Here is an 18,514-nt window from a genome sequence, read left to right on the forward strand (position 1 = left end):
GGGAGCAGCCGCCGGGCCGGGCGGGGGTCTCGAACGGGTTGCCGCGGGTCAGTTCGCCGCGGCTGTTGAGCGCCACGATCTCCTCGAACCGGTGGCCGGAGCCGTCGGCGATGCCGCGTAGCTCGGGCACGATCCCCGGCAGGTAGCCCTCGATGATCGGCAGCCACGCGCCGGCCCGGTTCTGCACCTCGGGCCAGGACAGGCCGGTCTTGTGGGCGACGGACTCGGTGTAGAAGGCCACCGAGGCGGCGATGTGTGCCCGCGCCGCCTCGCCGTACTGGCGACCGCGTTCGCGGGGATCCGCTGCCGAGATGTCGATCGTGTCGATCACGGATGCTCCTGAGCTGGACGGGATGGGCGAACCGCGCAGTCGTTGTGTTCACTACGAATATTCACTTGACGGTAGTGATTGCTACAATCGCTGTCAACCGGTTCGCGGATGAAATGATGAGCCGACTCGGAAGGAGGGAATCGAACGTGACCACAGCAGAGGCCAAGCCGCCGACCTTGCAGGAGCGGGTGGCGACCCGGCTCGCCGACCTCACCGCGACCGAGCGGAAGGTCGCCGAGTACCTGTCCGCCCACCCGCAGGAGGCCGCGTTCTCGTCCGCCGAGGAACTCGGCCGGGCGACCGGCACCAGCGACGCGAGCGTCGTCCGGACCGCCAAGGCCCTCGGGTACGACGGCCTGCCCGGGCTGAAGCGGTCGCTACAGGGGCACCTGCAGACCCTGCTCACCCCGGCCAGTCGGCTGAGCGCGAGCCTGGAGTCCCTCGGCGAAGGACCCGAGTCCGTGCTGCGGGCGACGCTGCGCGACCACATCGAGCACCTGACGATGGCCGAGCAGCTGATCGACCCGGACGAGTTCCGCCGGGCGGCCGAGCTGATCGACGCCGCCCGGGAGACGGTGATCTGCGGGTTCGCCGGTCTGGACGGCGTCTCGGAGTACATCGCCACCCACCTGACCCGGATCGGTCACCGGGCCCGGGTCGCGACCGACACCGGGTACCGGCTGGCCGACCGGATCCTGCTGCTCGGCCGCGAGGACGTCGTCATCGTGATGGCGCACAACCGGCTGAACCGCGAGGCCCGGACCATCCTGGACCACTGCACCGAGGCCGGCGTGCCGGTGATCCTGCTGACCGACACCCTCGGCGAGGCCCTGCGCGACGAGGTCGAGGTCGTGCTGTCGACCCGGATGAGCCGTCCCGGGACGTTCACCAGCCAGGCGATGGTGCTCATCATCCTGGAGGCGCTGACGATCGCCGTCGCCGCCCACGACCGGGATCGCGCCCTGAGCAACACGGTCCGGATGAACCAGCTCCGCGAACAGCTCAACGGCTACCCGCTCGCCGACGAGACGGTGCTCGGCCTTCCCCGCACGGCCGCGCCGCGCAGCAAGCCGAAACGGCGCAGCAGCTAGACCCGGCCCTCGGTCCGTTCGTAGACGTCGGCCTCGAACTCCTCCAGCAGGCGTTCGCAGTCGGCGACCTTGGCGCGGGCCAGGTCCTTGCCGTCGGCACCCATCCAGTCGCGGCCCTCGACCTTCGCCAGCCAGCGGCGGAGCTTCTCCAGGTCCTGCCTGATCTCCTCGGCCTCCTCGAACGTGTAGTTCTCCCGGAAGCGCTCGAACTCGATCTCCTTGACGAACTTCGTCTCGCACTCCTCGACGATCTCGGCGTACTCCTTGGCCGACTGGCTCCGGAAGCCCTCGACGAACTGCGAACGGGCGTCCTCGTCGACGTCGGTCAGGGTGAGGAAGACGCTGGAGCCGCCGAGCTCGGCGACCCGTTCCCGCACCTTCTCCATCCCGGTCCGCAGCTCCTCACGGTCCGGCAGCACGCACACCGCCTGCTGCACGTAGAACCCACCGAGCCGCTTCAGCTCCCGCCAGACCGCCACCCGCGCCCGCGACGAGTCGCTGGGCACCTTGTAGATCAGCAGCAGCCAGGCCTCGGTGGCCGGGATGGTCACCGCAGCCTTCGTCCGTCGGGTCGTCGCCATGCCGCACAGGCTATCTCCACGGCGCAACGTGCCCGCGGAGCCGCTCGACCAGGTGAGGCATCACCTCCCGCCAGTCCGCGACCAGCCCGACGTCGCAGTGCGCGAAGACCTCCGCGGCCGGGTCGGTGTTGACGGCCAGCACGGTCCCGGCCCGGCTCGCGCCGGCCAGGTGGTTCAGGTTGCCGGACAGGCCGACCGCGACATACAGCCGCGGCGCGACGCTCCGGCCGGTGATGCCGAGCTGCCGCCCGTGCGGCATCCAGCCCTGGTCGGTGACCTTGCGGGTCGCCGCGAGCTCGGCGCCGAGCAGGACGCGCAGCGGCTCGATCTCGGCGTAGCTCGCCGGGGCGACACCGCGGCCGAGGCCGATCACCACGGCCGCGCGGTCGAGCGCGTCCCCATCGCTGCCGGTACGCCGCTCCGCCCGGCGTACTGCGGGGTCGTCGGGCACGTGCAGGGTGTGCTCGTCGAGAGGCCGATCGACGCGTGCGGCGCGCAGCGGGAGGAGGCCGGTCCGCAGGGTCGCGATCTGCGGGGACCCGTGGCTGACGATCTCGGCCAGAGTGCCGCCGCCGGACGGTTTCAGTCCGGTCAGGCGGGTGCCGTTGAGGCTCAGGCTGATCAGGTCGGACATCAGCCCGGCGCCCGTCGCGACCGCGAGCCGCGCGAGCACCTCCCGATCCCATGGCAGCGCCGCACCGAGCACAGCCCACGGGTCCCGCTCGGCCATCCACTTCACGAGACTGCCGGCAGCCGGCCGCGGCTGGTCCCCGGTCAAGGTCACCACGGCGTCCGCACCCCACCGCGCGAGGTCGTTGCTGCTCTGTACTGTTCTCACTGCGGTCACCGAACCACCCACGTCGGCGGCCAGGTCAGCCGCCGCACCGAGAAGAGCCCGAGTGCCCGCCTCCGGCCCTGGCCCCACCAACACCAGCACCTCGGACCCGGCGCCCTCGGCGTGGACCGGGTCACCGGTCGCACGATCCGCCACAGGTTCTGCGGGTTCCGCCTGCGGGAGGCCGAAGCAGCCGCGGGCCAGTAGTTCGGTGATCGCCCGGGTTGCCTGGGACTCCGCGGTGCCGCGGAAGATCACCGGGTTCCGGGTGAGCGGGGCCGGATGGACGTTGGCGACCTTGGTGGGGCTGCCCGGCAGACCCCAGCGGCCGGGGGGCAGGTCGCCGGTGGTCACGCGGCGGATGCTGTCGCCTGCCGGCCAGGTCTCCACGGGCGCCTTGCACGGGTCGCAGGAGCGTTCGGCCACGGCCACGACCGCGGGGAGCCGTACGTCGACAGACTCGGTTCCGGTGTCGTACTGGACGGTCGTCCGCAGGTGACTGCCCACCGGCTCGAGCGTGAGCACCGGGCCGGTGAACGGCAGACCGAGCAACTCGGCGAGCATGGCACCGACCGCCCCGGTGCTGCCGTCGACGGAGCTGGCGCCGACGAGAATGAGGTCCGGTCGCTCGTCCAGCACCGCGATCGTGGCGGCCAGCGCACGTGCGGTGATCAAGCAGTCCGATCCGGACAGCGCCGGGTCCGTCAGGTGCAGGGCGTCGTCCACACCCCAAGCGAGCGCCTCGCGCAGTACGTCGGCAGCCACCGGAGGACCCATGGTGATCGCGGTACTGCGACCACCCGTCTCCCCCGCCAGCCGGACGGCCTGAGCGACGGCCCGGCGGCACCACGGGTTCATCTCCGTGACCGCACCGGCCCGCTCGAGCCGCCCGTCCGCATCCAGACGTCCGCTGTGGTCCCCCTTCGGCACCTGCTTGATCAACCCCACAACCCGCAGCGGCCGCCCTGCAGCTGTCATCGGACTCGTCGCGGGAGAACTTCACCTTTCTGTGCAGGAAGGAACCGCGACTGCCTCCCTTCGGTGGAGATCGGGGACTGTCGGTCCCGGCTGATTGGATGGTCGGCATGTCTCGGTTCCGGATGTATCCGACGCCCACGCAACAGGCAGCGTTGCTGAAGCACTGTGGGCATGCTCGGTACGTGTGGAACCTGGCGCTGGAGCAGTGGTCGATGCGTACGCGCGACAGACGCGTGACGCCCGGATACATCGATCAGGCACGGCAGTTGACCGAGGCGCGGGCTGCGTTCGACTGGTTGCGTGCTGGGTCCCAGACCGTCCAGCAACAAGCGCTGCGGGATTTCGACCAAGCCGTCAAGAACTACTACACCGGCACCCATCGGCGACCGACCGGGCGCAGTGCCGGACGGCACGAAGGTTTCCGCATCGTCGGTCGGCAGGCGACCAGGGTCAGAGAGCTGAACCGGAGGTGGGCGGCAGTCAACGTACCCAAGGTCGGCTGGATCAGATTCCGGTCGTCCCGCGCCGTGCCCGACGCCAAGTCGTACCGCATCACTCGTGACCGGGCAGGATGCTGGCACCTCGCGTTCACGGCGATCCCCGCGCCGTTCCCGGGACCTGGAACAGGCGAGGTGGTCGGCGTGGACCGTGGCGTCACCGTCTCGGCGGCACTGTCCACCGGTGAGCTGCTGTCGTGCCCCAGCCTGTCGCAAGCCGAGGAGTTCCGGCTGAGACAGTTGCAGCGCCGGCTGGCCCGCTGCCGTCGCGGTTCCAACCGGCGTCAGCGAGTACAGGCCACGATTGCCAAGCTGCGGGCCCGCGGCCGCAGCCGCCGCAAGGACTGGGTGGAGTAGACCAGCACCGAGCTTGCCCGGAGATTCGACATCATCCGCGTGGAAGACCTGCGGATTGGACAGCTGACCAAGCGCCCCGAGCGTAAACCGGACCCTCATCGCCCCGGCGGGTTCCTGCCGAACCGGCGCCGCGCCAAGGCAGGCCTCAACCGCGGCATCCTGGCAGCCGGCTGGGGGCTGCTCGTCCAGCGCCTGGAGGATAAGGCGGCCGGACGAGTCGAGAAAGTGAACCCTGCGTACACGTCGCAGACCTGCAGCATCTGCGGGCACCGCGCACCGGGGAACCGCGAGAGCCAAGCGGTCTTCCGATGCGTCGCCTGCGGACATCAGGCGAACGCCGATGTGAACGCTGCAGTCAACGTCGCGGCCGGACGGGCCGTCAGCGCACGCCGAGAGACGCTCGCACCGGTCTCGCCGAAGCGTGAACCTCAACACGCTACCTCCGCGTAGTAGTTGGAATCCCTGCCTGTCAGGCAGGGAGGACGTCAAGACAATCCGGTTCCTACGGCCAGGCCGACGACGAAGGTGACGGCGGCGGAGATGCCACCGAGGAGGAGTTGGCGGCCGCCGCCGTACCAGAACGGACGGGCGGTGATCTTGCCGACGATGCCGCCGGTGACGACCAGGCCGAGGGCGCTCAGCAACAGCGCCGGCCACACGCTGACGACGCCGAAGATGAACGGGATCAGCGGGATCACGGCGCCGACGGCGAACGCGGCGAACGACGAACCGGCGGCCAGCCACGGCGACGGCAGGTCGTTGGGGTCGACCCCTAGCTCCTCGCGCACGTGCACGTCGAGCGCGACGTCCGGGTCGCTGGTGAGCTCACGGGCGACCTGCGCGGCGAGCTCGGGCCGGAGTCCCTTCGCCTCGTACATCATCGCGAGCTCGCGCTCTTCCTCCTCGGGGTGGATCCGCAGCTCGCGCCGCTCCACCTCGATCTCGGCCTTCATCAGCTCGGTCTGCGAGGAGACCGAGGTGAACTCGCCGGACGCCATCGAGCAGGCGCCGGCCACCAGGCCGGCCAGTCCGGTGACGATCACGACCTTGCCGGTCGCGCCGCCGCCGACCACCCCGGCGACCAGGGCGAAGTTCGACACCAGTCCGTCCATCACGCCGAACGTCGCCGGCCGCAGCCAGCCGCCGGTGACGTCACGGTGGGAGTGGTGGATCTCGGGAGTTGGTACTTCCGCTACTGACGCGGTCATTTCAGAAAGTCCTTCCGCGGGTGAGGTGAGCGTAACCTTAGTTAATTTGCATCACCTGTTACACAAGCCTACCCGTTACCTTCCTGACGATTCAACGGCTCAGCGGTCAGTCGGTGCAGGACGAACGGCAGCACCCCGCCGTGGCGGTAGTACTCGGTCTCGCGCGGCGTGTCGAGCCGGACCTGCAGCCGGTACTTCTTCCCCGCGGAGTACGCCGTCGCGAACCCGTCGTCCCCGAGGCGGATGTCGATCGGCTCCTCGCCGGTGAGGTCGTCGCCCTCCCCCGGCAGGAACTCCAGCGGCAGAATGCCGAGCCCGACCAGGTTCGACCGGTGGATCCGCTCGAACGACTGCGCGAGCACCGCCCGTACCCCGAGCAACGCCGGCCCCTTCGCGGCCCAGTCCCGGGACGACCCGGTCCCGTACTCCTTGCCCGCGACAACGACGACCGGCACGCCGGCCGCCCGGTACGCCTCGGCGGCGTCGAAGATCGGGGCCAGTACGCCGTCCGGCCCCGGAGTCACCGGACCTTCAACGCCCTGAGCAAGCCGGTTCCGCAGCCGAACGTTGCCAAAGGCACCACGCACCATCACGTGGTGGTTGCCTCGGCGCGACGCGTAGGTGTTCAACTGGGTGACCCCGCGGTCCCGCAGATACCGCCCGGCCACGCTGTCAGCCGGGATCGCGCCCGCGGGCGAGATGTGGTCGGTGGTCACCGAGTCCCCGAGTCGTACCAACGCCCGCGCGCCGATCAGATCGCCCGGCGCCGCCTGCTGGTCGAAGTACGGCGGCCGCTGCAGGTACGTCGAGTCGCCCCAGGCGAAGATCTCGCCTTCCGGTACGTCGAGCCGCTGCCACCGCTCGTCACCGGCGAACACGTCGCTGTACGCACTGCTGAAGAGCTCGGGCCGAAGCGTCTCGGTCATCACCGCGTCGATGTCGGCCGGGTCCGGCCAGAGATCCGCGAGATGGACCGGCTCGCCGCTGTCCGTCGTGCCGAGGGGCTCGGTGAGCAGGTCGATGTCCATCCGGCCGGCCAGTGCGTAGGCGACCACCAAGGGCGGCGAGGCGAGGTAGTTGAGCCGTACGTCGGGCTGGATCCGGCCCTCGAAGTTGCGATTGCCCGAGAGCACCGCCGCCACGGTCAGATCCTGCGCCCGCACGGCCGCACCGACGGAGTCGATCAGCGCACCGGACGCCCCGATGCACGTCATGCACCCGAAGCCGGCCAGGTGGAACCCGAGCTTCTCCAGGTACGGCGTGAGTCCGGCGTCGCCGAGGTAGTCCACCACCACCCGCGATCCCGGGGACAGTGTGGTCTTCACCCACGGTTTGCTGGTCAGTCCGCGTTCGACCGCGTTCCGGGCGAGCAACCCGGCGGCGACCATCACGGCGGGATTCGAGGTGTTCGTGCAGGACGTGATCGCCGCGACCACCACCGCCCCGTGGCCCGGCACGGCGCCGGTTCGCGGGCCCTGCGGGAGCTCTGGCTCCACCGCCGAGCGGGCGTCGGCGAGCGAGGCGCGCTGCTGGGGCCGACGCGGACCGGCGATCGACGGGACCACCGCGCCCAGATCGATGTCGGCGTACTCGTCGTAGCGAAGGTTCGCCGAGGGGTCGTGCCACAGTCCTTGCTCGCGTGCGTACGACTCGACCAGCGCGACCTTCTGCGGGGAGCGTCCCGTGAACAGCAGGTAGTCCAGCGTGCGCTGGTCGATCGGGAAGTACGCCGCGGTCGAGCCGAACTCCGGGCTCATGTTGGCGATCGTCGCCCGGTCCGGAACGGGCATGTCGGCCAGCGCCGGACCGCCGAACTCGACCAGCTTGCCGACCACCCCGTGCGCGCGCAGCGTCTCGGTGATCGTCAGCACCAGGTCGGTAGCCGTCGTCCCCACCGGGAGGGCACCGGTCAGCCGTACGCCGACCACCCGGGGCAGCACCATCGACACCGACTGCCCGAGCATCGCCGCCTCGGCCTCGATCCCGCCGATGCCCCAGCCGAGGACCCCCAGCCCGTTGACCATGGTGGTGTGCGAGTCGGTGCCCAGGCACAGATCGGGGAACACCCAGCCGTCGCGCTCCTCGACCACGCGGGCGAGGTGCTCGAGGTTGATCTGGTGCATGATCCCCGCACCTGGCGGAACGACCTTCACCTGCCGGAACGTCCGCTGCCCCCAGCGCAGGAACCGGAACCGCTCGGCGTTCCGCTCGTACTCCAGCGCCACGTTCAACCGCATCGCGTCCGGCCGGCCGAACGCGTCCGCGATCACCGAGTGGTCCACGACCAGCTCGGCCGGGACCAACGGGTCGACCAGCGCCGGATCCTTGCCCTGCGCCGCCATCGCGTCCCGCATCGCGGCCAGGTCGACGAGCACGGGGACGCCGTTCGTGTCGTGCAGGAACACCCGCGACGGATGCACCTCCAGGTCACCGGCGGCACCCGGCTCCCAGGTCCGCAGCGCGGCACTCGCCGTACCGTTGCGGAGCGCGTTCTCGAGCAGGATCCGCAGGGTGCGCGGCAGGTGGTCGGGCGCGATCCCCCGCAACGGCGTGAACTTGCCGTTCACGTCAGCTCGCCGACCGCCGCGGCGACCGCACCGGCGAACTCCGCCGTTCCCGCGCGGCCGCCGAGGTCGGCAGTGCGGACGCCGCGCGACACGGTCACCCGGAGGCCACGCTCGACCAGGTCCGCGGCCCGCTTGGACAGGTCGTCGCCGAGCCAGTCCAGCAGCATCGCGCCGGACGCGATCATCGCCGTCGGGTTGGCCAGGTCGCGACCGGCGATGTCCGGCGCCGAGCCGTGCGCGGCCTGGGCCATCGCGTGCTCGTGCGAGGCGTTCACCGACGGCGCGATCCCGAGCGAGCCGGCCAGCTCGCCGGCCAGGTCGGAGAGGATGTCGCCGAACATGTTCTCGGTCACCAGCACGTCGAAGTCGGCGCCGTGCCGGACCAGGTGGACGGTCATCGCGTCGATGTGGAAGTCGTCGACCCGGACCTCCGGGTACCCGGCGGCGAGCTCGCGGCAGATGTCGCGGAAGAAGCCGGTCGTCAGCCGGAGCACGTTCGCCTTGTGCACGATCGTCAGGTGCTTGCGACGCCGCATCGCCAGCTCGAACGCCTGCCGCGCGATCCGCTCGATCGCGGGCCGGGTGAAGATCCCCATCGCGATCGCCACGTCGGCCGTCGGCATGTACTCACCGGTGCCGCGATAGGTACTGCGGTCGGCATAGAAGCCCTCGGTGTTCTCCCGGACGACCACGAGGTCGAGGCCGGGCACCAGCGCGGGCGTGCCTTCGAAGGCCTTCGCCGGCCGGATGTTCGCGAACAGGTCGAAGTGTTTGCGCAGAAAGCCGCTCGGGTTCAGCCGGGCCCGGTGCTCCTGCGGGTACGCCGCACTGTCGTGCGGACCCAGCAGCCAGCCGTCGAGCTGCCCGAGGGTCTCCAAGGTGACCGGCGGGAGCGCACTGCCGTGCGTTGCGATCGCCTCGGCACCGACCGGGAGCGGGACCCACTCGATCGGCGCACCACCGGCAGCCGCCACCGCCGCGTCGAGCACCTGGACGGCCGCAGGAACGATCTCGGGCCCGATGCCGTCACCGGCCAGGACGCCCAGTCTGTGGTTGTCTGCCATGGCGACGAGTGTGAGTCGTTATAACCTTCGGCGTCAACATCTCACCATCGGTCGTCTCAGGCCTTGAAATCGGGCGTTCTTTGGCTCAGAGTCGTTATAGTCTTTCCGTGCGATAGGTTTGTAGCCCGGGTCGGGTGAGGAGGGCGGCGTGACGGAGACCAACGGGGTGACCAGGACGGCGACCAAGGCCGAGGTCGCCTACGAGCTCGTCCGCGACCAGGTGCTGCGCGGTGAGCTCGTCCCCGGCTCGGTCATCCAGCAGGGTGCGCTGGCCCGGCAGCTGGGCATCAGTACGACGCCGCTCCGCGAAGCACTGCGCCGGTTGATGAGCGACGGGCTGGTCGAGCTGGACGCGCACCGGGACGCCCGGATCACCCGGTTGACCGCCGAGGAGGCTCGCGACCTGGTCGAGATCCGGCGGTCCCTCGACCCGCTCGCCGCCGGTCTCGCCGCCGAACGCCGTACCCAGCAGGAGCTCGAGCTGATCCGGTCGACGGCCGCCGAACTGCTGCCGCTGCGGACCGACCCCGGCGCGGCCGAGCTGTCGACGCACCGGCGGTTCCACGTCGCGATCTACACCGCGTCGCACAACCAGATGCTCGTCCAGACCCTGGACGGGCTGTGGGACAAGGCGGACCGGTACCGCAGGCTCGCGCTCGAGGACGGCCGCACCGAGGAGGACCTGGACCGGACCCACACCGAGCACCTCGCGCTGGTCGACGCGATCGCGGCCGGGGACTCCGACACGGCCGCCGCGGTCATGCTCGCCCACGTCGACGCCAGCCTCGGTGCCCGCGCGGTCGCCCGGCTCACGTCCGCCGCCGCCCAACCCGTCGCCCGGTCACTCCGGGGCATCCGAGGAGGACGCCGATGACTGACGCGCTGTGGACCGGCTACCAGTATCGCGAGGTCGACGCCGACGGCTGGTCGACGTACTGGCGACTCGATCCGCGCGGTCACGACTTCCGCCTGATCGACTGGACCGGATCCCCGGATCGCCCCGGCCACCGGCTGTGGGAGCGGGCGGCGACGCCGGCCGGTGTCCGGGCCGCGTGGCGTACGTCGGCGTCCTCGATGAGCCTGGAGCTCCGGGCGAGCCTGGGCATCTACTCGGTGCTCGCTCCGCTCGACGTCCTGGTCGACGGCGAACTGCACGAGCGCTGCGTGGTGGTCGACGGCGAGCAGCGACTCGTCGTCGAGCTTCCGGGGCGTCCGGTCGAGGTCGAGCTCTGGCTGCCGCAGTCGGGCGCGATCGCCGTCCGGGGCCTGTCCTTCGCCGGCGAGGCCGAGCCACTGGGGTCGACCGGCCCGCGGTGGATCACCTACGGCAGTTCGATCACCCAGTGCACCGGCGCGTACGGCCCGTCCGAGACCTGGCCGGCGCTGGTCGCGCGGACTCACGGCTGGAACCTGACCGCACTCGGGTTCGCCGGCGAGTGCCACCTCGACCCGGTCGCCGCCCGCACCATCCGCGACCAGCCCGCCCGGCTGATCTCGATGTGCCTCGGCATCAACATCTACGGCGGCGAGACCTACAGCGGCCGCACCCTGCCGAGCCAGGTGGAAGCCTTCGTCTCCACCGTCCGCGACGGCCACCCGCAGACCCCGCTCGTCGTCATCACGCCCCTCGTCGCCCCCAACCTCGAGGGCAAGCCGAACGCACTCGGCCTGACCCTGGACGGCGTCCGGACCTGCGTCGAACTCGGCGCCCGAACGGACCCGGACCTCCGGATCATCGACGGCCGAACGGTCCTCACCACCGACGAGGCCCGGGCCCTGTACGTCGACGACGTCCATCCAGGGCCCGACGGCTACCGCCTGATCGCGGAGCGCCTCGCTCCGCGGCTCACTCTCCCGCGGTAAGGCTGGTGCCCAGCGCCTGCCAGTCGAGAACCGGGGCGGCCAGGGTGCTGATGGTCGCCAGCAGGCCGAGGCGGGCGGCGCGCAGGGCCGGGTCGTCGGCCATCACCAGGATCTCGTCGAAGAAGGTGGTGACCGGCTCGACCAGGACCGACGCGGCGGTGACGAACTCGGCCAGCGCGGTCGGCGCCTGGCCGACCTTCTGGACCGCCTCGTGCAGGACGACCTCCGCGGGCTCGGTCAGCTTGCCCGCGTCGTAGGACGCCTCGGTCCCCTCCGGCACGATCCGCCGGACCCGCTGCAGGACCGCGACCAGGCCGGCGAAGTCGCTGCTGCCGACCAGTTGCTGCAGCGACGCCAGCGTCTCGTCCGCGACCGCCGGAGCAGCCGCCAACGGCAACACCGCGGCCACCTGGTGGTGGTCGTCGCCGCGGTCGATCAGCTGCTGCTCGTACCGCCGGACGGTGAACTCCGCGACCTCGTCGAGCGACTCCGCCGGTACGTCGATGCCCTGGGCACCGATCTCCGCGGCGGCGGCCCGCAGGCCGGTCCCGAGCGTGATCGCCTTGAGCGCCCGGTGCTCGCGCAGGATCGCGACCACTCCGGCGGCCGCGCGCCGCAGCGCGAACGGGTCGGAGCTGCCGGTCGGCTTGGCGCCGATGCCGAACAGCCCGGCCAGCAGGTCGAAGCGGTCGGCGAGCGCGAGCAGCGCGCCCGGAGTCGTCGACGGCACCGGGTCACCGGCCGACCGCGGCAACTCCATGTCGTACAGCGCCTGCGCCACGGCCTCGCTCTCCCCCGCACGCCGCGCGTACTCGCGAGCCATCGTGCCGGCCAGGCTGGTCAGCTCGACGACCATCTGCGACCCGAGGTCGAACTTCGCCAGCTCGGCCGCCCGCTTCAGCGTGGTCAGGTCGTCACCTTCCAGGCCCACGACGGCCGCCAGCGAGGTGGCGATCCGGCCGATCCGGGCCGCCCGGTCCGCCATCGAGCCGAGCCGCTCCTCGAAGGCCAGCTTGTCCAGTTCGGCCTTCATCGTCTCCAGCGGCGTCTCCAGGTCGGCCCGCCAGAAGAAGGCGGCGTCCTCGTACCGCGCCCGCAGCACCGCCGCGTTGCCGCCGCGGACCACGTCCTCGTCGACCGAACCGTTGGCCACGGCAACGAAATGCGGAAGCAGCTCACCCTGCGCGTTGCGCACCGGCAGGTAGCGCTGGTGTTTGCGCATCACCGTGGTCAGGATCTCGGCCGGCAGTGTCAGGTAGTCGGCCGAGAACCCGCCCAGGATCGCGGTCGGCTCCTCGACCAGGTTGACGATCTGGTCGATCAGCGCCGACTCACCCTCGACGTCGACGGTGCCGCCGACCCCCTCGGCCAGACGCCGGGCCGCTTCGATGATCTGCGCGCGGCGCTTCGCCGGGTCTGCCTCGATGCCGTGGATCCGGAGCAGGTCCAGGTACCCCTCGGCCGCGGCGATCTCCACCTGCGGCTGGGCGGCGGTCCGGTGCACCCGCGTCGTCCGGCCGGCGGCCAGCGACGACACCGACACCGGGACGACCCGGTCGCCGAGCAGCGCGACCAGCCAGCGGACCGGCCGGGTGAACGACAGCTTGGCGTCGTTCCACCGCATGTTCTTGTCCGAGCGCAGCCCGGCGACGATCTCACTCAGGACGCCGCTCAGCACCTCGGCCGCGCCGCGTCCCGGGTCGGGCTTGGTGACCGCGACGTACTCCACACCGTCGACGTCCAGGTCGTGCAGGTCGTCGGTGGAGACACCCTGGCCGCGCGCGAACCCCGCGGCGGCCTTGGTGACGTTGCCGTCGGCGTCGTACGCGGCCGACTTCCGCGGTCCGCGGACCACTCGCTCCGCGTCCGGCTCGCCGGCCTGCACACCGGCGACGAAGGCGACCACGCGCCGGGGCGTGGCGTACGCCGTGACGTCACCGTGGGCGAGCCTGGTCGCGGCGAGCTTCTCGGTCAGTGCGGTCCGCACGGCCTCCGCGGTCTTCGTGACCTCCGACGGCGGCATCTCCTCGGTGCCGATCTCGAAGGTCAGCTGCCGGGTGCCGGTGATCGCCGGGAACTCGGTCGGCTCGGGTGCCGCCGCGGGCAGCTGGGCGATCCCGAGCGGGTGCTCGAGCTCGGTCCGGCGCTCGGCCCACAGCTGAGCCACCTCGCGGGCCAGCGACCGCATCCGGCCGAAGGCCTTGGCGCGTTCGGTCGTACTGACGGCACCGCGGGAGTCGAGCACGTTGAAGGTGTGCGAGCAGCGCAGCACGTAGACGTGCGCCGGGACCGGGAGCCGCGCGTCGAGCATCCGGCGGGCCTCGTTCGCGTACTCCTCGAACAGCCGCTTCTGCGACTCCACGTCGGCGTCGTCCAGGTAGTACCGGCTCATCTCGTACTCCGCCTGGCCGAACGCCTCGCCGTACGAGATGCCGGGCGCGTAGGCGATGTCCTTGAAGTGCGAGACGCCCTGCAACGCCATCATGATCCGCTCGATGCCGTAGGTGATCTCCACCGACACCGGGTCCAGCGTCATCCCGCCGGCCTGCTGGAAGTAGGTGAACTGGGTGATCTCCAGGCCGTCCAGCCAGACCTCCCAGCCGAGCCCCCAGGAACCGGTCGCCGGGTTGGCCCAGTTGTCCTCGACGAACCGGACGTCGTGCGCGTCGATGTCGATCCCGAGCGCGGTCAGGCTGTCCAGGAACAGCTCCTGCGGGTTGCCCGGGTCCGGCTTGAGCACCACCTGGAACTGGGTGTGCGTCTGCAGGCGGTTCGGGTTCTCGCCGTACCGGCTGTCGTCGGGCCGGACGCTCGGCTCGACGTACGCGACCCGCCACGGCTCGGGGCCGAGCACCCGCAGGATGGTCGCTGGGTTCAGCGTGCCGGCGCCGACCTCGGTGTTGAACGGCTGCACGACCATGCACCCACGGTCGGTCCAGTACTTCGTCAGCGCGAGCAGCGCGTCCTGCATGGTGAGCACAGCAAACCTCAAGCGTTCTTCCGAGGGGGTGATCCGGGGGGCAGTCTATTCGCCCCCGGCGGGCGGCCGGTGCCCGGATTACCATCGACGGGTGACAGTTACCGAGGCGCGGGGAGCCGTCGACGCGGTCTGGCGGATCGAGTCGGCACGGATCATCGCCGGCGTGGCCCGGATCGTGCGCGACGTCGGGCTGGCCGAGGAGCTCGCCCAGGACGCGCTGGTGGCGGCGCTGGAGCAGTGGCCGGAGTCCGGCGTACCCAGGAATCCCGGTGCCTGGCTGATGGCGATCGCGAAGCGGCGGGCGATCGACCTGATCCGGCGCAAGGAGACGTACCAGCGCAAGCTCGCCGAGATGGGCCACCAGCTCGAGATCGACAGCAACGGAGTCGAGGACAGCGTAGAAGACCAAGTGGAGGCGATCCTCGAGGACCACATCGAGGACGACCTGCTCCGGCTCGTCTTCACCGCCTGCCACCCGGTGCTGACGATGGACGCCCGGGTGACGCTGACGCTGAAGCTGCTCGGCGGACTGAAGACCGACGAGATCGCCCGTGCGTTCCTCGCGCCCGAGTCGACGATCGCGCAGCGGATCGTCCGGGCCAAACGCAACCTGGCCAAGGCCGGGGTCGAGTTCGAGGTGCCGGCCGGCGACGAGCTGCTCGACCGGCTGACGTCCGTGCTCGAGGTCGTCTACCTGATCTACAACGAGGGGTACTCCGCGACCGCCGGCGACGACTGGATGCGGCCGGCGCTGTGCAACGAGGCGATGCGCCTCGGCCGGCTGCTGGCCGAGCTGATGCCGACGGAGCCCGAGGTGCACGGGCTGCTCGCGCTGATGGAGCTGCAGTCGTCGCGGGCGAACGCCCGGATCGGCCCGGAGGGCGAGCCCGTCCTGCTGCTCGACCAGGACCGCCGCCGGTGGGACCGGCTGCTGATCCGGCGCGGTCTCGAGGGGCTCGAGCGCGCCTGGGCGCTGGACAAGCCACCCGGCCCGTACCTCCTCCAGGCCGCGATCGCTGCCTGCCACGCCCGCGCGGCCGATCCCGGCGAGACCGACTGGGCCCGGATCGCCGGCCTGTACGCCGTACTCGCCCGCGTCACGCCGTCGCCGGTGGTCGAGCTCAACCAGGCGGTCGCGATCTCGATGGCGTTCGGCCCGGAGCGCGGTCTCGAGGCCGTCGACCTGCTCGCGGACGAGCCGTCGCTGAAGGACTACCACCTGCTGCCGAGCGTGCGCGGCGACCTCCTCTTCAAGCTCGGCCGGCTCGACGAGGCTCGGACCGAGTTCGAGAAGGCCGCCGCACTCACTCGCAACGAACGCGAACGCACTCTCCTGCTGGAGCGGGCCGCGGCCTGCTGACGGTCAGCCCTTGCCGTTCCGCCGGAGGTAGTTCATCCGGGACCGCTCCGCGGGAATCGGGCACGCGTTCGTGCCGTAGCCGCTGATAGACGCGATCGAACCGCGGAAGCCGCCGAAACCCTACTTGTGCCTTCGGGCCAGCCAGGTCGCTGCGCCGAGGCCGAGAGCCATCGCCCCGCCCAGGACAGCCATCGCCTTCGGGTGTCGGCGCCCCGCGGCCGGCATCTGCCGCACCCGACCCCGGAGCCGGCGGCCCGCCTGAGCGGCCGACTCCTTGATCCGGCCCGGGAAGTTGAGCTGCCGGCTCAGTTCCTGCACGGTGCCGGCGAGGTGCGCCCGGGTCTGTTCGAGGTCGATCCGGAGCGCCTCCGTCTCGGAGATCGGCTCCCGATGGTTGGCCTTGGTGCTCATCCACGTCCTCGCTTCGCTCCGGGCGCCGATGAGACACCTGATGGACAGCGCTTGATGACGCCCTCGCTTCGGTCGGTCATGCGGTGATCTTCCCTTCCGGCTGGTGGCCCTTGAGTGCTTCGAGGTCCTCGTGCACGCCCTCGACGGCGTGCTGCGGAACGGGCGGAGTGGCGCGGCCGACGTGCCGCTTGCCGAGAAGTGCCGCGATCCCGGCGACCGCGAACAGCACCACCGCGACGATCAGTGCCGCCAGCCAGGCCGGCACCGCCTGCGCGAGCCCGAGGATGGCGGCCGCGACCACCGCGCCGAGGCCGTACAGCCCCACCATCCCGGCGCCACCGAACAGCCCGAACCCGACGCCGGCTTCCTTGCCCTTGTCCTTGAGCTCGGCCTTGGCCAGCTCCAGTTCGTCGCGGACCAGTCGGCTCACGTCGCTGGTCAACTCGCTCACCAGGGCGCCCAGCTGCTCACCCTGGTTCTGTCCGGCATCGTGCCGGACGGCGTCCGGACGCGTCGTCATCATCGTCTCCCGTGGTCGGCTCGCGGTCCGGTACCCAGTCCCGCCCCGGCTACGCAGCGTGCCCGTACGACCAGGGCTCGTGTTCTCCTCCGCCCGGTCGATTTCCGCTCCCCGCGTTCGACGCAGTGGTGAAGGCGGCCGAGTGGCCCACGGAGGCAGGAGGATCTGCGCATGACCGCGACAGTGATTTCCAAGGACGGTACGACGATCGCGTACGACCGGCGAGGGAGCGGCCCGGCACTGGTGCTGGTCGACGGTGCTCTGTGCAGCCGGGCGCAGGGCCCGATGCCGGAGCTCGCCGAGCTGCTGGCATCGGAGTTCACCGTCTACAACTACGACCGCCGCGGCCGCGGCGACAGCGGTGACGCCGCCGAGTACGACGTCCGCCGGGAGATCGAGGACCTGGCCGCCGTGATCGAGGTGGCCGGCGGGTCGGCGACCGTCTACGGCACGTCGTCAGGCGCCGCGCTGACGTTGCGCGCGGCCGCGGCCGGGCTGTCGATCACCCGGTTCGTGGCGTTCGAGCCGCCGTACGTCGTGGACGACAGCCGCAAGCAGATCCCGGCGACCTGGGTGTCCGACCTGCGGGCGCTGGGCCCGTCGGACGCGGTGAAGTACTTCATGACGAAGGGCATCGGGCTGCCGGGGTTCGTGGTCGCGATGATGAAGTTGATGCCGGCCTGGAAGGGCATGAAGGCGGTCGCCCACACCTTGCCGTACGATGCCGAACTGCTCGGCGACAACTGCTTCGGCCGGCCGCTGGACGCGGGGCAGTGGGCAACGATCGAGGCGCCCGCGCTGGTCGTGAACGGCGGCAGGAGCCCGGGCTGGATGCGGACGTCGGTGAAGGCGCTGGCGAGCGCCGTACCGGGAGCGAAGCACACGGAGGTGCCCGGTCAGAACCACGTGATCAAGGCGTCGGCGATCGCCCCGGTGATCGCCGGATTTCTGCGCTGAGATGACGCGAGGGGCGCCCGGGCCACCTGGTCCGGGCGCCCCTCGCGGTGTGCTCAGCTGCCGGCGATCAGGCCGGCGGCGCCGGAGCGGGCGGCGTCGAAGCGGGCCTGGGCGTCGGCCCAGTTCACCACGTTCCACCACGCCTTGACGTAGTCCGGCTTCACGTTCTTGTACTGCAGGTAGAACGCGTGCTCCCACATGTCGAGCATGACGATCGGGATCTGGCCGGCCGGCAGGTTGCCCTGCTGGTCGTACAGCTGGTGCACGAGCAGCTTGCCCGCCAGCGCGTCCCAGCCGAGGATCGCCCAGCCGGACCCCTGGATGGTGGTGGCCGCCGCGGTGAAGTGGGACTGGAAGCCGTCGAACGAGCCGAAGAACTCGTCCACCGCGGCGCCCAGCTCGCCGTCCGGCTTGTCGCCACCGTCCGGCGACAGGTTCTTCCAGAAGATCGAGTGGTTGACGTGCCCGCCGAGGTTGAAGGCGAGCGACTTCTCCAACCCGACGATGGCGCCGAAGTCACCCTTCTCGCGGGCCGCGGCCAGCTTCTCCAGGGTGTCGTTCAGGCCGTTCACGTAGGTCTGGTGGTGCTTGGAGTGGTGCAGCTCCATGATCTCACCGGCGATGCTCGGCGCCAGCGCACCGTAGTCGTAGGGGAGGTCGGGAAGCGTGTACGTGGTCAACTCTGCTCCTTCGTCGGGGCCCGCGGGGGCCGATATCTCCGATGTCCTGTTCCAGCGGCACCAGCTTGAAACTTCAACCACGGTTGAGGTCAAGGCGCCGCGCGGGCCGGTGCCGCATCTCACCGGCGCGCGTCCGGCACCTGCGACCTGTGCCCGATCCGGCCCCGCTCACGCGGGCCCGCACCGGTCACCCCCAGCTTCACATACTCCCCGCCCGGAGCCACGCCCGAGTCT

Annotated in this window: 17 protein-coding genes; 7 read left to right on the top strand and 10 right to left on the bottom strand. The window is 70.8% G+C overall.

All coding sequences use genetic code 11. The features are described from left to right. Positions 1-331, bottom strand: a 331-nt coding sequence (locus E1218_RS27730; RefSeq protein ID WP_202866221.1) for a C45 family peptidase, incomplete at its 3' end; no start/stop codon positions are given. Positions 332-477: 146 nt separating this feature from the next. Here E1218_RS27730 and E1218_RS27735 point away from each other — a divergent pair. Beyond that, positions 478-1,422, top strand: coding sequence for a MurR/RpiR family transcriptional regulator (locus E1218_RS27735; RefSeq protein ID WP_165949451.1), 945 nt, complete (start codon positions 478-480; stop codon positions 1,420-1,422). On the opposite strand, the gene E1218_RS27740 is transcribed toward E1218_RS27735, so the two are convergent. Together E1218_RS27740 and E1218_RS27745 are read right to left on the bottom strand one after the other, a co-directional pair. Continuing rightward, the gene (locus tag E1218_RS27740; protein ID WP_132325463.1) at positions 1,419-2,003 is read right to left on the bottom strand and encodes a Chromate resistance protein ChrB; all 585 of its coding nucleotides are present in this window, start codon (positions 2,001-2,003) and stop codon (positions 1,419-1,421) included. The two genes, E1218_RS27735 and E1218_RS27740, sit on opposite strands and share 4 nt — an antisense overlap. Before the next feature lie 10 nt (positions 2,004-2,013). After that, the gene (locus tag E1218_RS27745) at positions 2,014-3,816 is read right to left on the bottom strand and encodes an FAD-binding protein (protein ID WP_132325466.1); all 1,803 of its coding nucleotides are present in this window, start codon (positions 3,814-3,816) and stop codon (positions 2,014-2,016) included. A 107-nt stretch (positions 3,817-3,923) separates the two neighbouring features. Here E1218_RS27745 and E1218_RS37510 point away from each other — a divergent pair, with 107 nt between their 5' ends. Together E1218_RS37510 and E1218_RS37515 are read left to right on the top strand one after the other, a co-directional pair. Then, a complete protein-coding gene (locus E1218_RS37510) occupies positions 3,924-4,670 on the top strand; it encodes an RNA-guided endonuclease InsQ/TnpB family protein (protein ID WP_233712508.1) in 747 nt (248 codons plus the stop codon). Positions 4,671-4,709: 39 nt separating this feature from the next. Further along, the gene (locus tag E1218_RS37515) at positions 4,710-5,120 is read left to right on the top strand and encodes a transposase (RefSeq protein WP_233712509.1); all 411 of its coding nucleotides are present in this window, start codon (positions 4,710-4,712) and stop codon (positions 5,118-5,120) included. Positions 5,121-5,155: 35 nt separating this feature from the next. On the opposite strand, the gene E1218_RS27755 is transcribed toward E1218_RS37515, so the two are convergent. The 3 genes from E1218_RS27755 to E1218_RS27765 form a co-directional block, all read right to left on the bottom strand. After that, on the bottom strand, positions 5,156-5,878 hold the full coding sequence (locus tag E1218_RS27755; protein ID WP_132325469.1) for a VIT1/CCC1 transporter family protein: 723 nt from the start codon (positions 5,876-5,878) through the stop codon (positions 5,156-5,158). A gap of 68 nt (positions 5,879-5,946) precedes the next feature. Continuing rightward, on the bottom strand, positions 5,947-8,445 hold the full coding sequence (acnA, locus tag E1218_RS27760) for an aconitate hydratase AcnA (RefSeq protein WP_202866222.1): 2,499 nt from the start codon (positions 8,443-8,445) through the stop codon (positions 5,947-5,949). Beyond that, the gene (locus tag E1218_RS27765) at positions 8,442-9,509 is read right to left on the bottom strand and encodes an isocitrate/isopropylmalate dehydrogenase family protein (RefSeq protein WP_132325472.1); all 1,068 of its coding nucleotides are present in this window, start codon (positions 9,507-9,509) and stop codon (positions 8,442-8,444) included. The genes acnA and E1218_RS27765 overlap by 4 nt, the downstream gene beginning before the upstream one ends. A gap of 148 nt (positions 9,510-9,657) precedes the next feature. Between E1218_RS27765 and E1218_RS27770 the strand changes: the two genes are divergently transcribed. After that, positions 9,658-10,383 carry a GntR family transcriptional regulator gene (locus E1218_RS27770; RefSeq protein ID WP_202866223.1) on the top strand — a complete coding sequence of 242 codons (726 nt, stop codon included), beginning with the start codon at positions 9,658-9,660 and terminating at the stop codon, positions 10,381-10,383. Beyond that, a complete protein-coding gene (locus E1218_RS27775) occupies positions 10,380-11,372 on the top strand; it encodes a GDSL-type esterase/lipase family protein (protein WP_132325474.1) in 993 nt (330 codons plus the stop codon). Before E1218_RS27770 ends, E1218_RS27775 begins: the two co-directional genes overlap by 4 nt. Here E1218_RS27775 and E1218_RS27780 read toward each other — a convergent pair. Continuing rightward, a complete protein-coding gene (locus tag E1218_RS27780) occupies positions 11,356-14,343 on the bottom strand; it encodes a glycine--tRNA ligase (RefSeq protein ID WP_165949452.1) in 2,988 nt (995 codons plus the stop codon). The genes E1218_RS27775 and E1218_RS27780 overlap by 17 nt on opposite strands. Before the next feature lie 100 nt (positions 14,344-14,443). On the opposite strand from E1218_RS27780, the gene E1218_RS27785 reads away from it, so the two are divergent. Then, positions 14,444-15,712 carry an RNA polymerase sigma factor gene (locus E1218_RS27785; protein WP_233712510.1) on the top strand — a complete coding sequence of 423 codons (1,269 nt, stop codon included), beginning with the start codon at positions 14,444-14,446 and terminating at the stop codon, positions 15,710-15,712. A 120-nt stretch (positions 15,713-15,832) separates the two neighbouring features. Here E1218_RS27785 and E1218_RS27790 read toward each other — a convergent pair whose 3' ends face one another. Further along, positions 15,833-16,123: a DUF3618 domain-containing protein gene (locus E1218_RS27790; RefSeq protein WP_132325480.1), complete on the bottom strand. Its 291-nt coding sequence runs from the start codon at positions 16,121-16,123 to the stop codon at positions 15,833-15,835. A gap of 76 nt (positions 16,124-16,199) precedes the next feature. Continuing rightward, positions 16,200-16,643 (bottom strand): phage holin family protein, encoded by a 444-nt coding sequence (locus E1218_RS27795; protein ID WP_132325483.1) that lies wholly within the window; start codon positions 16,641-16,643, stop codon positions 16,200-16,202. A gap of 171 nt (positions 16,644-16,814) precedes the next feature. Here E1218_RS27795 and E1218_RS27800 point away from each other — a divergent pair, with 171 nt between their 5' ends. After that, positions 16,815-17,600 (top strand): alpha/beta fold hydrolase, encoded by a 786-nt coding sequence (locus tag E1218_RS27800; protein WP_132325486.1) that lies wholly within the window; start codon positions 16,815-16,817, stop codon positions 17,598-17,600. Between the two features lie 53 nt (positions 17,601-17,653). Here the strand turns inward: E1218_RS27800 and E1218_RS27805 are convergent, their stop codons facing one another. Beyond that, a complete protein-coding gene (locus tag E1218_RS27805) occupies positions 17,654-18,280 on the bottom strand; it encodes a superoxide dismutase (protein ID WP_132325489.1) in 627 nt (208 codons plus the stop codon). Positions 18,281-18,514: the final 234 nt, after the last annotated feature.

It is taken from the genome of Kribbella turkmenica (assembly GCF_004348725.1).
Classification (GTDB): Bacteria; Actinomycetota; Actinomycetes; order Propionibacteriales; family Kribbellaceae; genus Kribbella; species Kribbella turkmenica.

Excerpts from the sequence above, each read along its gene's own strand:
- E1218_RS27790 (WP_132325480.1), bottom strand. The coding sequence starts at position 16,123 with ATGAGCACCAAGGCCAACCATCGGGAGCCGATCTCCGAGACGGAGGCG.
- E1218_RS37510 (WP_233712508.1), top strand. The coding sequence starts at position 3,924 with ATGTCTCGGTTCCGGATGTATCCGACGCCCACGCAACAGGCAGCGTTG.
- E1218_RS27800 (WP_132325486.1), top strand. The coding sequence starts at position 16,815 with ATGACCGCGACAGTGATTTCCAAGGACGGTACGACGATCGCGTACGAC.
- E1218_RS27775 (WP_132325474.1), top strand. The coding sequence starts at position 10,380 with ATGACTGACGCGCTGTGGACCGGCTACCAGTATCGCGAGGTCGACGCC.
- E1218_RS27740 (WP_132325463.1), bottom strand. The coding sequence starts at position 2,003 with ATGGCGACGACCCGACGGACGAAGGCTGCGGTGACCATCCCGGCCACC.
- E1218_RS27755 (WP_132325469.1), bottom strand. The coding sequence starts at position 5,878 with ATGACCGCGTCAGTAGCGGAAGTACCAACTCCCGAGATCCACCACTCC.
- E1218_RS27795 (WP_132325483.1), bottom strand. The coding sequence starts at position 16,643 with ATGACGACGCGTCCGGACGCCGTCCGGCACGATGCCGGACAGAACCAG.
- E1218_RS27745 (WP_132325466.1), bottom strand. The coding sequence starts at position 3,816 with ATGACAGCTGCAGGGCGGCCGCTGCGGGTTGTGGGGTTGATCAAGCAG.
- E1218_RS27765 (WP_132325472.1), bottom strand. The coding sequence starts at position 9,509 with ATGGCAGACAACCACAGACTGGGCGTCCTGGCCGGTGACGGCATCGGG.
- E1218_RS27780 (WP_165949452.1), bottom strand. The coding sequence starts at position 14,343 with ATGCAGGACGCGCTGCTCGCGCTGACGAAGTACTGGACCGACCGTGGG.